The organism is Curtobacterium sp. 458 (assembly GCF_030406605.1).
Lineage (GTDB): Bacteria > Actinomycetota > Actinomycetes > Actinomycetales > Microbacteriaceae > Curtobacterium.
The window spans coordinates 2,555,651-2,569,469 of the sequence record NZ_CP129104.1 but is presented as its reverse complement, the minus strand read 5'-3'; the positions used below and the strand labels follow the sequence as shown (position 1 = coordinate 2,569,469).

General features: G+C 71.5%; 12 protein-coding genes. 6 read left to right on the top strand and 6 right to left on the bottom strand.

Annotated features, from left to right (window positions below):
* Positions 1–2: 2 nt before the first annotated feature.
* Together QPJ90_RS12560 and QPJ90_RS12555 are read right to left on the bottom strand one after the other, a co-directional pair.
* The gene (locus QPJ90_RS12560) at positions 3–1,070 is read right to left on the bottom strand and encodes a hydroxyacid dehydrogenase (protein WP_290131538.1); all 1,068 of its coding nucleotides are present in this window, start codon (positions 1,068–1,070) and stop codon (positions 3–5) included.
* Between the two features lie 83 nt (positions 1,071–1,153).
* Positions 1,154–2,263: a substrate-binding domain-containing protein gene (locus QPJ90_RS12555; RefSeq protein WP_290131537.1), complete on the bottom strand. Its 1,110-nt coding sequence runs from the start codon at positions 2,261–2,263 to the stop codon at positions 1,154–1,156.
* A gap of 143 nt (positions 2,264–2,406) precedes the next feature.
* Between QPJ90_RS12555 and QPJ90_RS12550 the strand changes: the two genes are divergently transcribed.
* The 3 genes from QPJ90_RS12550 (at position 2,407) to QPJ90_RS12540 (ending at position 6,041) form a co-directional block, all read left to right on the top strand.
* Entirely contained in the window at positions 2,407–3,390 is a 984-nt protein-coding gene (locus QPJ90_RS12550; protein WP_290131536.1) for an ABC transporter permease subunit, read from the top strand.
* Positions 3,387–4,280 carry a carbohydrate ABC transporter permease gene (locus QPJ90_RS12545; protein ID WP_290131535.1) on the top strand — a complete coding sequence of 298 codons (894 nt, stop codon included), beginning with the start codon at positions 3,387–3,389 and terminating at the stop codon, positions 4,278–4,280. Before QPJ90_RS12550 ends, QPJ90_RS12545 begins: the two co-directional genes overlap by 4 nt.
* A 102-nt stretch (positions 4,281–4,382) precedes the next feature.
* The gene (locus tag QPJ90_RS12540; protein WP_290131534.1) at positions 4,383–6,041 is read left to right on the top strand and encodes an extracellular solute-binding protein; all 1,659 of its coding nucleotides are present in this window, start codon (positions 4,383–4,385) and stop codon (positions 6,039–6,041) included.
* Positions 6,042–6,288: 247 nt separating this feature from the next.
* Here QPJ90_RS12540 and QPJ90_RS12535 read toward each other — a convergent pair whose 3' ends face one another.
* Entirely contained in the window at positions 6,289–7,752 is a 1,464-nt protein-coding gene (locus tag QPJ90_RS12535; RefSeq protein ID WP_290131533.1) for an amidase, read from the bottom strand.
* A 148-nt stretch (positions 7,753–7,900) separates the two neighbouring features.
* Here QPJ90_RS12535 and QPJ90_RS12530 point away from each other — a divergent pair, with 148 nt between their 5' ends.
* Positions 7,901–8,200: an antibiotic biosynthesis monooxygenase gene (locus QPJ90_RS12530; protein ID WP_290134224.1), complete on the top strand. Its 300-nt coding sequence runs from the start codon at positions 7,901–7,903 to the stop codon at positions 8,198–8,200.
* 22 nt (positions 8,201–8,222) lie between these two features.
* Here the strand turns inward: QPJ90_RS12530 and QPJ90_RS12525 are convergent, their stop codons facing one another.
* Positions 8,223–8,810, bottom strand: a complete 588-nt coding sequence (locus QPJ90_RS12525; protein WP_290134223.1) for a dihydrofolate reductase family protein — start codon at positions 8,808–8,810, stop codon at positions 8,223–8,225.
* Between the two features lie 108 nt (positions 8,811–8,918).
* Between QPJ90_RS12525 and QPJ90_RS12520 the strand changes: the two genes are divergently transcribed.
* Positions 8,919–10,583, top strand: a complete 1,665-nt coding sequence (locus QPJ90_RS12520; protein ID WP_290131532.1) for an ABC-F family ATP-binding cassette domain-containing protein — start codon at positions 8,919–8,921, stop codon at positions 10,581–10,583.
* 9 nt (positions 10,584–10,592) lie between these two features.
* On the opposite strand, the gene QPJ90_RS12515 is transcribed toward QPJ90_RS12520, so the two are convergent.
* Positions 10,593–10,751, bottom strand: coding sequence for a hypothetical protein (locus QPJ90_RS12515; RefSeq protein ID WP_290131531.1), 159 nt, complete (start codon positions 10,749–10,751; stop codon positions 10,593–10,595).
* Between the two features lie 520 nt (positions 10,752–11,271).
* Here QPJ90_RS12515 and QPJ90_RS12510 point away from each other — a divergent pair.
* Positions 11,272–13,215, top strand: coding sequence for a glycoside hydrolase family 43 protein (locus QPJ90_RS12510; RefSeq protein WP_290131530.1), 1,944 nt, complete (start codon positions 11,272–11,274; stop codon positions 13,213–13,215).
* 78 nt (positions 13,216–13,293) lie between these two features.
* Here the strand turns inward: QPJ90_RS12510 and QPJ90_RS12505 are convergent, their stop codons facing one another.
* Positions 13,294–13,776, bottom strand: a complete 483-nt coding sequence (locus QPJ90_RS12505; protein WP_290134222.1) for a gluconokinase — start codon at positions 13,774–13,776, stop codon at positions 13,294–13,296.
* Positions 13,777–13,819 lie beyond the last annotated feature (43 nt).

Here is a 13,819-nt window from a genome sequence, read left to right as displayed (position 1 = left end):
CCTCAGGCTTGGACGGCGAAGCCGTCGGGGACGATCGGGTCGGTGAACGCGCCGGTGGCGGCGAACGCCACCGTCTCGCGGACGGCGTTGCCGGCGAGCCGGCGGAGCTCGTTGCCGAGCGAACCCGCGATGTGCGGGGTGATGAAGGTGTTCGGGGTGCTGCGGAGCCGAGCGCCGGCCGGCAGCACCTCGGGCTCGGTGACGTCGAGCACCGCGGCGAGGTCGCCCCGGTCGAGTCGGTCGGCGAGGGCCTCCTGGTCCACGATGCCACCCCGGGCGGTGTTGACGAGCGTGGCACCGGGGCGCATCAGGCCGAGCACGTGCCGGTCGACGAGGTTCCGGGTCGAGGGCAGCAGTGGTGCGTGCAGCGTCACGATGTCGCTCGCGGCCGCGAGGGTCTCGAGGTCGACGGCGGTCACCCCGAGCGAGGCGGCCTCCGCGGCGTCGAGGTACGGGTCGCTGACGAGCACCCGCACGTCGTGGTCGCGCAGCCGCTCGACGACGGCTCGTCCGACGCGGGACGCTCCGACGACGCCGACGGTGATGCCGTGCATGCCGATGACCGGCCAGGACCCCTCGACGTCGACGGGAGCGCCGTCGGACGCGGCGAGGGCGGACGCCGTCGCGAACGCGCGCTTCGCTGCCAGGACGATCATCGCGACCGCGAACTCGGCGACGGGGACGGCGTTGGCGGCCGCGGACGTCGTGACGACGATGTCCCGGGCCCAGACGTCGTCGTCGACCACGGGCTTCACGGACCCGGCGGAGTGGGCGATCGCCCGCAACCGGGGCATCCGGTCGAGTCGGCGGACGTCGAGCACCGGGCTCCCCCACCCGGTGATGATGCACTCGACGTCGGCGAGCAGGCCCGCGTCGCGCGGGTCGTCGGGGTCGAGCGGGCGGTCGTGCACGAGCCGGACGGCCGGCGCGGCGTGCAGGGCCGCGACGTCCGCGGGAGCGAACACCCGCTCGAACGTCGGTCCGGGCAGGACGAAGGCGACCGCGACGGGTCCGCGGTCGGGGCGGTCGTCGGTGGCGGTCGAGCGGGGTGTGACGGGGCGTGACGTCATCGTCGGACGGCTCCTCTCCGGAGTGCAGCGTGTCCATGCCAGTGCCCCACGGTGTGCGGGGTCAAGCACGGTCACGCAAACGCTCACGAACCGAACACGGGCGGTTCGGCCGTCGATCCCCGGACGCTGAGCGTCGGAGCCAGCGTCATGTGACGCCGAGCGAACCCGGTCTGCGCGGTCGCCGAGATCCGCTCGAAGCACATCGTCGCGGCGAAGCGGCCGACATCGTTCTTCGGCGGGGCGACGGCCGTGAGCGGGACCTCGGCGAGCGCTGCGACCTCGTCGTCGTACGCCACGACGGACAGGTCTCCCGGGATCGACAGGCCCATGGCGGTGAGCGTCTCGACGAACTCGACGGCGTAGTGGTCGGAGTGCACGAAGACCGCGGTGGTGTGCGAGTCGAGGCACCGGCGGATGTACGCCTCGGTGGCCGCCCCCACGCCCTGTGTCTCGTCGATGACCTCGACGGGGGCGTCCTGGTCGAGGCCGAGTTGACGGACGGTGCGTTCGTACCCGGTGCGGAGCTGCGGGGTGGTCGGGGTGTCGAACACGGCCATGCCGATCCGGTGGTGTCCGAGCGCGGCGAGGTGTCGGACGGCGATCGCTGCCCCGGCCTCGTGGTCGCTCCGGACAGACTCGAGGTCGGACCCGACGGGGGCCTCGGCGACGGAGCGTTCCACGACGACGACCGGCATGGGTGCGGCGTCGAGGAGCTCGAGCGTGTCGAAGGCGTCGGCGACGGTGGTGGTGACGAGGAGTCCGTCGACCCCGGCGGCGATGAGACGCTCGACCTGCTGGCGTTCGCGTGCCGGGTCGTACCGCGAGACGCCGAGGACGACGCGGCCGCCCAGTGCCTCGGTGCGCTCGGCGACGCCGGCGACGATCTTCGGGAAGTAGTAGCCGGGGTCGGGGACGACGAGGCCGAGGGTGAAGAGGGCCGCGGGTCCCGGTCCGTCGGGGTCGTTCGTCGGGCGCGGTGCCGGGCGGTGCGGGGCGCCGGCGGTGGGGAGGGTCTCGACCGAGACCGCCCCGCCGTGCACGCGTTTCACGAGGCCGCGGTCGGCGAGTTCTGCGAGGTCACGGCGCACGGTCATCGCGGAGATGCCCTCGCGGTCGGCGAAGTCCGAGGCGGAGAGGCTGCCGTGGACGCGCAGCTCGGCGAGGATGCGCTCTTGGCGCCTGGTCGGGTGCATCGTTGCTCCCCCGTGGTGGGTCGGTGTTCGTTTGGTGTGCGGGTGAATGGCCCGGGTTGACCGTCATCATACGGACGCCACAGGATGACGAAACCACCGGCGGGGTCCGCCGGTGTCGAGAGTCTCGTGAGCAAGGGAGCCACATGAGCGCGACGATGGTCGACCCGGCCACGAGGGCGGAGCCGGCACGGTCCGGCTCCGCTCCGGAGGTCAGGAAGGTCCCCTTCACCGCCCGGTTGCGGCGCGACTACCCGCTGCTGGTCATGGTGGCGCCCGCGGTCGTCCTGCTGCTGTTGTTCGTGTACGTGCCGTTGCTCGGCAACGTGATCGCGTTCATGGACTACCAGCCGTACATCCCGATCTCGCAGAGCCCGTGGGTGGGGGTGCAGAACTTCGCGGTGATGTTCGCCGACGCCGACTTCTGGCGGGCGACGATCAACACGCTGGAGATCACGTTCATCCAACTGGTGCTGTTCTTCCCGGTGCCGATCGCCCTTGCACTGCTCATCCACTCGCTGGTGTGGCCGTGGCTCCGGGCGACGGTGCAGTCGGTGCTGTACCTGCCGCACTTCCTGTCGTGGGTGATCGTCGTCGGCTTCTTCCAGCAGTCCCTGGGGTCGGGCGGCGTGCTGAACCACGCGTTGCGGCAGCTGGACGTCGGCACGGTCGGGATCATGAGCGACCCGGCGACGTTCAAGCTGCTGCTGACGAGCCAGGTGATCTGGAAGGACGCCGGGTGGGGGACGATCATCTTCCTCGCCGCGCTGGCCGCGATCGACGACAACCTGTACGAGGCCGCGGCGATCGACGGTGCCGGGGCGTGGAGCCGCTTCTGGCACGTGACGCTGCCCGGGATCCGGCCCATCATCGTCCTGCTGCTCATCCTGCGGCTCGGTGAGGCGCTGTCCGTGGGGTTCGAGCAGATCATCCTGCAGCGGAACGCCGTGGGGGCCGATGCGGCCGAAGTGCTCGACACGTACGTCTACTACCACGGGGTCATCGACGGGAACTGGTCCACCGGCATCGCCGTCGGCCTGGTGAAGGGCCTCGTCGGCTTCGTCCTCATCATGGCGGCGAACAAGGCCGCCCACATGCTCGGCGAGCAGGGAGTGTATTCACGATCATGAGCACCATCGTGCGCCCGGTCTGGGCCGGCAAACCGACCCCGGTGGTCCTCGCGCTGAAGGCGGTCGGCATCGTGCTGATCCTGGCCGTCATCCTGTTCCCGTTCCTCATCGTCTTCTCGACGAGCGTCTCGAGCCAGGACGACATCACCGCTGCGGGCGGCTACGTGGTATGGCCGAAGTCGTTCGACCTGTCCGCCTACGTGCAGATCCTGTCCGGCGGCGTCGTGACCCGCTCCGTCGTCGTCACGCTCCTCGTGACGATCGTCGGCACGGCGCTGAGCCTGGCCTCGACCGTGCTCGCGGCCTACGCGCTGAGTCGGACGGGTTCGCTGTTCCAGCGGCCGATCCTGACGTTCGTGCTCATCACGTTCCTGTTCGCCCCGGGGATGATCCCGCTCTACCTGATGGTGAAGCAGCTCGGGTTGCTCGACAACTACTGGGCGCTGATCCTGCCGAGTGCGTTCAGCGTGTTCAACATGGTCGTCGTCCGCGGGTTCATGATGAGCATCCCGCAGGAGCTGATCGACAGCGCCAAGATCGACGGCGCCGGCGAGTTCCGGATCCTGTGGCAGATCGTGCTGCCGCTGTCCCGCGCGGTGATCGCCGTCGTCGGCCTCTTCTACGCGGTGGGGTACTGGAACGCGTTCTTCAACGCCCTGCTGTACCTGTCGGACTCGACGAAGTGGACGCTCCAGCTCGTGCTGCGGACGTACGTGCTGCAGGGCTCGAACCTGGTGTCCGGTGCCGGTTCCGACGCGAGCATGCAGCCGCCCGCCGAGTCCGTCCAGATGGCGGTCGTCATGATCGCGATCATCCCGATCCTCGCCGCCTACCCGCTCGTGCAGCGCCACCTCACCAAGGGCGTGCTGACCGGCGCCGTCAAGGGCTGACGCGCCCGCCACCGGCCTGGAGGCACGTGGCGGCCCTGCACCGCGCCTCCCGTCCGGTGCTCCGCACCATCCGACCCGACCGCACGCTTCGAGGGAGAAGCCATGTCCGAATCCACTGCCGGCATCAGCCGGCGCACCCTGATCTCCGGCGCCGCCTTCGGGCTCGTCGCCCTCGGCGGCGTCGGCGGTCTCGCCGGCTGCTCCGGCGGCGGAACCGCCGCGACCATCTCCGACAGGGTGGCGGCCCTGCCGACGTACGTGCCGATCACGAAGGGACCGAAGCCGGACCTGCCCGGCAACGACAAGGTGCAGCCGGTCTACTACGCGTACCCGGAGGAGGGTGAGCTCTTCCGCTCGGTGGCGAGGGACCTGACGGTCGGCGGCACCACCACGGGCTTCGTCGTGACGTACTCGGCACCGCCGCCCGCGAACAACAGCTTCCTCGACTACATCGGCGAGGTCACCGACACGGAGTACGACCTGACGTTCGTGCCCGGCGACTCGTTCGACACGAAGTTCGCGACCATGACCGCGGGCAACGACATCCCCGGGATCGTCGAGTTCCTGACGTTCGCGATGCCGCCGCGGTTCCCGCAGCTCCTCGACGCGAAGTTCACCGACCTCTCCGAGTACCTGTCCGGCGACGCCGTGAAGGAGTACCCGAACCTCGCGAACATCCCCACGCCGTCGTGGCGGAGCGCGCGCATCAACGGCAAGATCTACGGCGTCCCGGAGCACCGCCCGCCGTTCGGTTCCGTGATGGTCTGTCGCCCGGACCTCATCGAGCAGCTCACCGGTTCGGCGCCGGCACCGAAGGACAAGGACGAGTTCTTCGACATGTGCAAGGACGTCACCGACGCGAAGGCGGGACGGTACGCCATCGCCGGCGGCGGCGGAGCAGCCGGGGTCGACTGGTCGTACGACTTCATCGGCGCCACGTTCGGCGTCCCGAACCAGTGGACGAGGACGAGCGGCGGCGAGCTCGTGCACAAGAACGAGACCGACGCCTGGCTGGAGACGCTGAGCTACGTCAAGAAGCTCTGGAACGCCGGTGTCTTCCACCCGGACACGCCGAGCCTCGAGAGCGCGAAGGCCAAGACGTACATCAACAACGGCACCGTGCTCATGCACCTCGACGGCATCTCGGCACTCCTCGACCAGACGATGCCGAAGGGGATCGTCACCGGCGGGGTCGTGCCGTTCGGGGCCGACGGCGGCGCCGGTGTGAACTACCAGGGCACGTCGAGCTTCTCGTTCGCCGCGCTGAAGAAGACCACACCCGACCGGGTGAAGGCGCAGCTGCGGCTCCTCGACTACCTGTCCGCACCCTTCGGCTCGCAGGAGGCGTTCACGCTCACGCACGGGAAGAAGAACGTGCACTACACCGGCAGTGGCCCGAACGCGTCGCTGACGAAGGTCGGCGAGCAGATGATCAACGCCAGTGCCCTCTACCGGCTCGCCGCCGGGCCGCAGGTGCTCAACACTGCGATCCGGATCGACGAGCAGCTGCGGCAGTCCCATGCGTACCAGGTGGCGACGCAGGACATGTTGCTGCCGAACCCGGTGGACGGGTACTACTCCCCGTCGGCGTCGTCCACGCAGTCGGCGAGCCAGGCGTTCAACCTGCTGTGCAACGACTACGTGCTCGGGCGGACGAACCTCGCGAAGGTGGAGGCCGGTGTGAAGACCTGGACCGCCGCGGCGGGCGACAAGATGCGTCGCGAGTACACCGAGGCGATGGAGAAGCAGGGCGAGGCGTAGCGGGGCGCGTCCTCTGCAGGACCGCGCGCGTTCCGACACGCGACGCGCCCCGCGCCCCGCGCACACCCGGCCACGATCCGGACGGGAGGCCCGTGGGGGCGCCGCAACGGGCCTCCCGTCCGGATCGTGCCGGTCTGAGCGATGGAACGCGCGCCTTTCGACGTGCCGCGCGTCGATCGACGCGCGCCTCGTCGAGACGCGCGCGTCCCGTCGCCTCCGACCGGGCGCGCCCGGCGGGCACCGCCGGTCAGGCGGTCCAGGCGGGCGGGTGCCGCCGCTGCCAGCGGAGCCGGCGCTCGAGCTGGGCGCCGATCGCCAGCAGCACCCGTTCCCCACCCGGTCGCCCGATGAGCTGCACCCCCATCGGGAGCCCGGCGCCGTCGGGGTGGTCGTCGTCCGTCACATCCACCGGCAGCGTGATCGCGGGCAGCCCGGACACGTTCGCCATCGAGGTCCACGGCGAGTACGCGCACTGCCGCCGGAAGTCCTCCTCCGGGTCGTCGCCGTACCAGCCGAGCGGCCGGGGCGTCAGCGCCAGCGTCGGGGTGAGCACGGCGTCGAAGCGGTCGAACGCGCCGATGAGCGACACCGAGAACGCGTCGAGCGCCGTCATCGCGTCGAGCACCTGCGTCCCCGTGAGGTGCTGCCCCCGGTCCACGAGCCACCCGACGAGGGGCGTGGTAGCGCGCAGGTCGATGCCCGGCACGAGGGGAAGTCGGGCGGCACTCGACTCCCACGCCACGCGGAACGCCTCGGCGTAGGGCGTGCGGGGCATCGCGACGTCCTCGATGCCGTGTCCGACCTCACCGAGCACCCGGATCGCGGTCGCCACCGCGGCCCGGGCAGCCGGGTCGACCACGACGTCGACGGTGTCGTCCCACGGCGAGCCGTCGAGGACGCCGACCACGAAGCGCCCCTCTCCACGGACGGCCGCCGCGGTGAACGGGCCGTCGCCGACGTCGGGCGTCACGAGCGCGTACGGCTCCGGTTCGTCGAGGCCCGTCGGACGCACGAGGGCGTCCAGCGACATGCCGGCGTCCGCGACCGACCGCGTGAGCGGCCCGGCGACCGAGAGCCCGCCGACACCCGACCGGCCCGGCATCGCGGGGACGCGGCCACGGCTCGGCTTCAGCCCGACGAGCCCCGTGGCCGCCGCCGGGATCCGTACCGATCCGCCGCCGTCGCTGCCGATCGCCGCGGGGAGCAGTCCGGCGGCGACCGCCACCGCGGCGCCGCTCGAGCTCCCGCCCGGCGCACGCGCGGTGTCGTACGGGTTGCGGGTCGTGCCGAAGCGGGTCTCGGAGGACGACGACATCCCGAACTCGGGCGAGGCCGTCTTGCCGAGACTGACGCTGCCCGCGGCGTCCGCCGCGGCGACGAGCGGGTGGTCGGCGCTCGCCGACCGCGCGGGCAGGCTGGTCGTGCCGTTGCGCGTGACGACGCCCGCCCGGTCGTACAGGTCCTTGTCCGCAGCCGGGAGGCCCCACAGCGGCCGCGACGTCGGCACCCGTTCGCCGAGGTGGTCGGCACGGTCGCGCGCGGCCTCGGCCGTCACGGTCACGAACGCGCCGAGGCCCGCTCCGGCCGGTCCGTCCGAGTCCAACCGCTCGATCCGAGCGAGGTAGTGGTCGACCGCCTCGCGCGCGGTCACCTCACCGCGACGGATCCAGTCCCAGAGTTCCTGGGCGGACAGGTGGTGCAGTTCGAACACGGGGCCAGCCTAGGCGGCGCCCGCGCCCGGCCCACCGAGTTCCCCGGCCTGTGGAACGATCCGGAACACCACAGCACGCTCGCGGGTTGTCCCCCGCGTTCCCGACGCGCCCCTGGCGCGTCCCCGACGAAAGGTGTCCGACGTGACGATGACCGTCCTGCTCGAGGTGCAGCTCCGCGACGACCTGCCCGCCGACCAGATCGAGACCGCGATCCGCACGACGCTCGACCAGACCCGGGCCTTCGCGGGCAACGAGTCGCTCGAGGTGATCGTCGAGGACGCCGACCCGAACCACGTGGTGGTCGTCGAACGCTGGGCGACGGCAGCCGACCACGCCGCCTACGTCGCGTGGCGTGCGACGCCGGAGGGAGCAGCGCGTGAGCTCGGGTCCGTGATCGCCGGGCCGCCGACGACCCGGACGTTCGACCGGTCCATCACGCTCGACTGACCGCCCCTGCGCGGCGCGTCCGTCAGCCGCGGGCGCGACGGTAGCGGACGTGCGTCGTCAACGGCGAGTGCAGCACCTCGACCGGTTCGAAGCCGAACGACTGCGATCCGTCGAAGAGGCGCTCCCCGCTCCCCAGCAGTACGGGTGCGATGTCCAGCGTCAACTCGTCGACCACGTCCGCGGCGAGCGCCTGCCGGACGGTCGACGCTCCCCCGGCGATGTCGACGCCCCGCCCGTCAGCGGCCTCGACGGCGCGGGCGTACGCGGTGTCGAACCCCTCGGTGACGAAGTGGAACGTCGTGCCGCCCGCCATCTCGATCGGCTCGTGCTCGTGGTGGGTGAGGACGAAGACGGGTGCGTGGTAGGGCGGTTCCGGCCCCCACCATCCCTCCCACGGCTCGTCCCAGGTTCCCCGGACGGGTCCGAACATGTTCCGGCCCATGACGTACGCTCCGCGCGGCCGCATGAGCCACGAGGCGGCGGTGCGGTCGGCTTCGCCCACCTCGACACCCGGCATGTGCCAGGTGTGCAGTTCTCCGCCGCGGACGCCGAGCGGGTGGTCGAGACTCTGGTCCGGGCCGGCCACGAAGCCGTCGAGCGAGATCGACATGTGGCAGGTGGTGTCGGTGGTGGTGTCCTCGGTCATCGCGCGCTCCTCGTCGACGGTGGTGCCTCGATCATGGCAGGCGGGACGCGCTGGGGATGGGACGATTGGCGGATGACCGCCACCCTCGTCGCCAAGGACCTCGCCGGCGGGTACGCCGCCCGCACGCTGTTCGAGGGTGTCGACCTCACGGTCGCACCCGGCGACGTGATCGGCGTCGTCGGTGTGAACGGCGCCGGCAAGTCGACGCTGCTCCGTCTCCTCGCCGGGGTCGACGAGCCGCTCGCTGGCACGGTGTCGACGTCGCCGCCGGGCGCGTTCGTCGGCTGGCTGCCGCAGGAGCACGACCGGGTCGAGGGTGAGACGGTCGCCGGGTACGTCGCGCGACGGACCGGCAGCACGGCCGCGACGGTGGCGATGGATCAGTCGGCCGAAGCGCTCGGTGCCCCCGGTGCGGACGACGCAGCCGGTGAGACGTACTCGGTCGCGCTCGAGCGGTGGTTGGCGTCGGGAGCCGCGGACCTCGACGAACGGCTACCGGTCGTGCTCACCGAGCTCGGGCTGGCGAACGACCTGGACGGGCACGGTGTCGGGCCGGACTCGCTCATGACCTCGCTGTCCGGTGGCCAGGCGGCACGGGTGGGTCTCGCCGCGCTGTTGCTGTCCCGCTTCGACGTCGTGCTCCTCGACGAGCCCACGAACGACCTCGACCTGGACGGCCTCGCGCGGTTGGAGCAGTTCGTGCAGGGGCTGCGGGGCGGAGCCGTGCTCGTGAGCCACGACCGCGAGTTCCTCGCCCGCTCGGTCACCGCGGTGCTCGAACTCGACCTGGCGCAGTCGTCGAACCGGCTGTTCGGTGGTGGCTACGACGCCTACCTCGAGGAGCGCGAGATCGCACGCCAGCACAAGCGCGACGCCTACGAGGAGTACGCGGCGACCAAGGCCGACCTGGTCTCCCGTGCCCGCACCCAGCGCGAATGGTCGAGCCAGGGTGTCCGCAACGCCATGCGCAAGAACCCGGACAACGACAAGATCCGACGGCGCGCGGCGAGCGAATCGAGCGAGAAGCAGGCGCAGAAGGTCCGCCAGATGGAGTCGCGCATCGCCCGCCTCGACGAGGTCGAGGAGCCGCGCAAGGAGTGGCGCCTCGAGTTCACCATCGGGCAGGCACCGCGGTCGTCGGCGGTCGTCGCCACGCTCGCCGACGCCACCTTCACGCAGGGGGACTTCACCCTCGGCCCGGTGTCGCTCCAGGTGGACGGTGGGGACCGCATCGGCATCACCGGCCCGAACGGTGCCGGCAAGTCGACGCTCCTGCGCGCCCTGCTCGGTCGGCAGGCGCCCACGACGGGATCGGCGTCGCTCGGGTCGAGCGTGGCGATCGGCGAGGTGGACCAGGCGCGAGCGGCGTTCTCCGGGCCCGAGCCCCTGGCCGCCGCGTTCGAGGCACTCGTGCCGGAGTACGCCACCGCCGACGTCCGGACCCTGCTCGCGAAGTTCGGCCTCAAGGCGGACCACGTCGGACGGGCGGCAGCCGACCTGTCACCGGGCGAACGCACCCGGGCAGGCCTCGCGCTGCTGCAGGCCAGGGGTGTGAACGTCCTCGTCCTCGACGAACCGACGAACCACCTCGACCTCGCCGCCATCGAGCAGCTCGAGCAGGCGCTCGAGTCCTACGACGGCACGCTCCTGCTCGTCACGCACGACCGGCGGATGCTCGACACGGTCCGGCTCGACCGCCACTGGCACGTCGAGGACGGGCGCGTGTCCGAGCGCTGATCCCACGGCTCAGGACGCCGACGGCACCCCGTGTGCCGAACCGTCCGACCCACCACCGCGCACCCACGAGCCGAGGACCGGGCGCACCTCGACGAAGCCGCCCTGGACCGCCGCCGGGTTCGCACGGGCGATCGCGACCGCGGCGTCGAGGTCATCGGCCTCGACCACGCCGACCCGTCGAGCGCGGACGCTCCCGCGGCTCCCGGCGCCGGCCCGTCCGCGTCGATCCGGACCACCTCGTCGGTCGGGCCGAACGCGAACGCGGCGACGAGCGCTCCGGAGCCGATGAGGTCCTGCGCGTGGGCGTCGTGGGCGGCGAGGTCGTCCGGCGCCGGGTCGCCCGGGCCTCCGTGGATCAGGATGACGAAGTGTGGCATGGCCAGAGGTCTACTCCCCCACAGCGCAGGAGGGAAGGGCGAGACCCGGACTGCTCCGCGCAGTCCGGGTGCGGCGAGCGGACGAGGTGGTGGCAACAGATGGCAACACGATGCGAGTGCTTGCACGGAACGATCGCCGTCCACAGGATGTTGACGTTGCCATCGGGGGCAACCACGACCCAGGAGGGGGCGGATCGATGGAGATTCGCACGACCAGGCCCGGTGTGCCGGGCACGACCAGGCCCAGCACACCGGGCACGACCAGACCCGGCACACCGGGCACGACCAGACGGTGGCGCGGCATCGTCGCCGTGGCCGTCGCCACAGCACTCGCCGTCACCGGGCTGACCGCCGCACCGGCCGTCGCGGCGAGCGCCGGGACGACCGACTCCTCGTTCCGACCGGGCGAGCCGTGGCTCGACGACCAGGGGCAACCGATCCAGGGCCACGGCGGCCAGGTCGTGACGGCGACGGACGGTGACGGGAAGACGATCTACTACTGGTACGGCGAGGACCGGACCAACGGGTACAGCGACACCCGGGGCGTCCACGTCTACGAGTCGCGAGACCTGTACCACTGGAAGGACGACGGTCTCGCGCTCCGCACGATGACGAGCCGCGCGGACTTCGACGACCCGTACTTCGCGGCGCTCTACGGCGGCTACGACCAGACGCAGCGTGACGCCGTGTACCGCGACCTCGGCGTCACCGCTCCGAGCACCACCCGCCCCGGTGCGATCCTCGAGCGGCCGAAGGTCATCCACAACGCGAAGACCGGCCAGTGGGTCATGTGGGTGCACGCCGACGGGCCGACCGACTCGTCCGACGCGCAGTACGCGAAGGCGCAGGCCGGTGTGGCCGTGTCCGACTCGCCCACGGGGCCGTTCCGGTACATCGACTCGTACCGCCTCGACCGTGTGCCGGCCGACGACCCGACGAACCACCAGCCGGACTCCCCCGGCATGGCCCGTGACATGAACCTGTTCGTCGACGACGACGGTACGGCGTACATCGTGTACGCGAGTGAGGAGAACCTCACGCTCTACATCTCGAAGCTCGACGCGGACTACACGGACCTGTCCGCCGACCCGACGAAGGCGGTGGAGGGCGTCGACTTCCGCCGGCCGCAGCCGTGGATCGGCGGGCAGCGCGAGGCTCCGGCCATCACGAAGGTGGGTGGGACCTACTACCTCGTGACCTCGGGAGCGACGGGGTGGGCACCGAACGCAGCGGCGTACGCCACCGCGACGGACATCCTCGGCACGTGGACCGCGCACGGCAACCCCGCGACGGGCACGGGTGCGGACACGACGTGCGACTCGCAGAGCACGTCCTTGCTGAACCTCGGCGACGGTCGCGTGGTGTACCTCGGCGACCGGTGGAACAACGCCGAGGACCTCCGCACCGCCCCGAGCGTGTGGCTGCCCGTGACGTTCGGTGAGGGCGGGTCGATGTCGTTCTCGTGCGACGCCGGCGAGTGGTCGCTCGCGGACCTGCACCCGTACGCTCCGTGGACGGTGACCACCACGGTGCCCGGGCAGGTCACGCTCGGCGACACCGGCGCGCTGCCGAAGCGCGTCAGCGTCCGCGAGGGCGGCACGACCCGGACACGTGGACAGGAGACCCACCGCGTCACCTGGGCGGCGACGGCACTGCGGACCGCCGGCGAGCAGACCGTCACCGGGACACTCGACGACGGTCGGACGTTCACCCGCCCGGTGACGGTGCTGCCGAAGCACCTCGCCTACTTCGTCGACGCCGGTGGTCCGAGCACCCCGGACGGTCAGGGCACCGCGGACCACGCTGCCGACCTCGCGTTCCTGCAACGCCGTGGCGACCGGTTGCTGAACAGCGTCGCCGACCAGCGGTTCGGCGCCGACCCGCGGACCGGGGACCACTGGGGGTACTTCGGCACCACCGGCGGCGTCTCGGGCACGAGCGGCGGGACGATCACGTCGACCGTGCGCTGGCAGGCGGACGCCACCGACCTCGAGTACGCGCTCGGCGGACTCGGGAAGGGCCGCTACCGCGTGGACGTCGGCTTCTGGGACCCGTGGACGAAGAGCGCTCCCGGTCGTGCGGCGGCCGTCAGCGTCAACGGGACGACCGTCGCGACGGAGCAGCCGATCGACGGCTCGTTCCGCACGCTGACGTCGACCGCGAAGGTCGGGAAGGACGGCGTCGTCGACCTCCGCATCAGCCCGGCGACGAAGTACGGCATCCAGGTGAGCTGGATCATGGTGTCGAAGGCCTGAGCAAGCCGGGCACCCGGACGCGGACGCGCCCCCTCCCTGATCCGGAGGGGGCGCGTCCGCGCAGTGGTGCACAGTGCTTCAGTGCACCCCGAGCCCGAGGCGCTCGACCACCTCGTCGGCCTCCTCCTCCGGCGTGCGGTCCGCGGCGACGGTGACGTGCGCCTCGTCCGCCCCCGGCACCTCCAGCGTCGCGAGCTGCGAGGCGAGGAGCGAGGTCGGCATGAAGTGCCCCGAGCGCGCCGCCATCCGGTCCGCGATGAGCGCACCGTCCCCCGCGACGTGGACGAAGACGACCCCCGGTGCGCGGAGCACGTCGCGGTACGACCGCTTCAGCGCCGAGCACGTCACGACACCAGGGGTACCGGCGTCGAGGTGGTCCCGGATCCACCCCGCCACGACGTCGAGCCACGGCCACCGGTCCTCGTCGGTGAGCGGCGTCCCGGCCTGCATCTTGTCGACGTTCGACCGCGGGTGCATCGCGTCACCCTCCGCGAAGTCCCATCCGAGGCGCTCGGCGACGGTCGCGGCGACCGTGGACTTCCCGGTGCCGGACACCCCCATGACGACGAGCACGCGAGCGTCCAGCACCTCGGACCGACCGGCG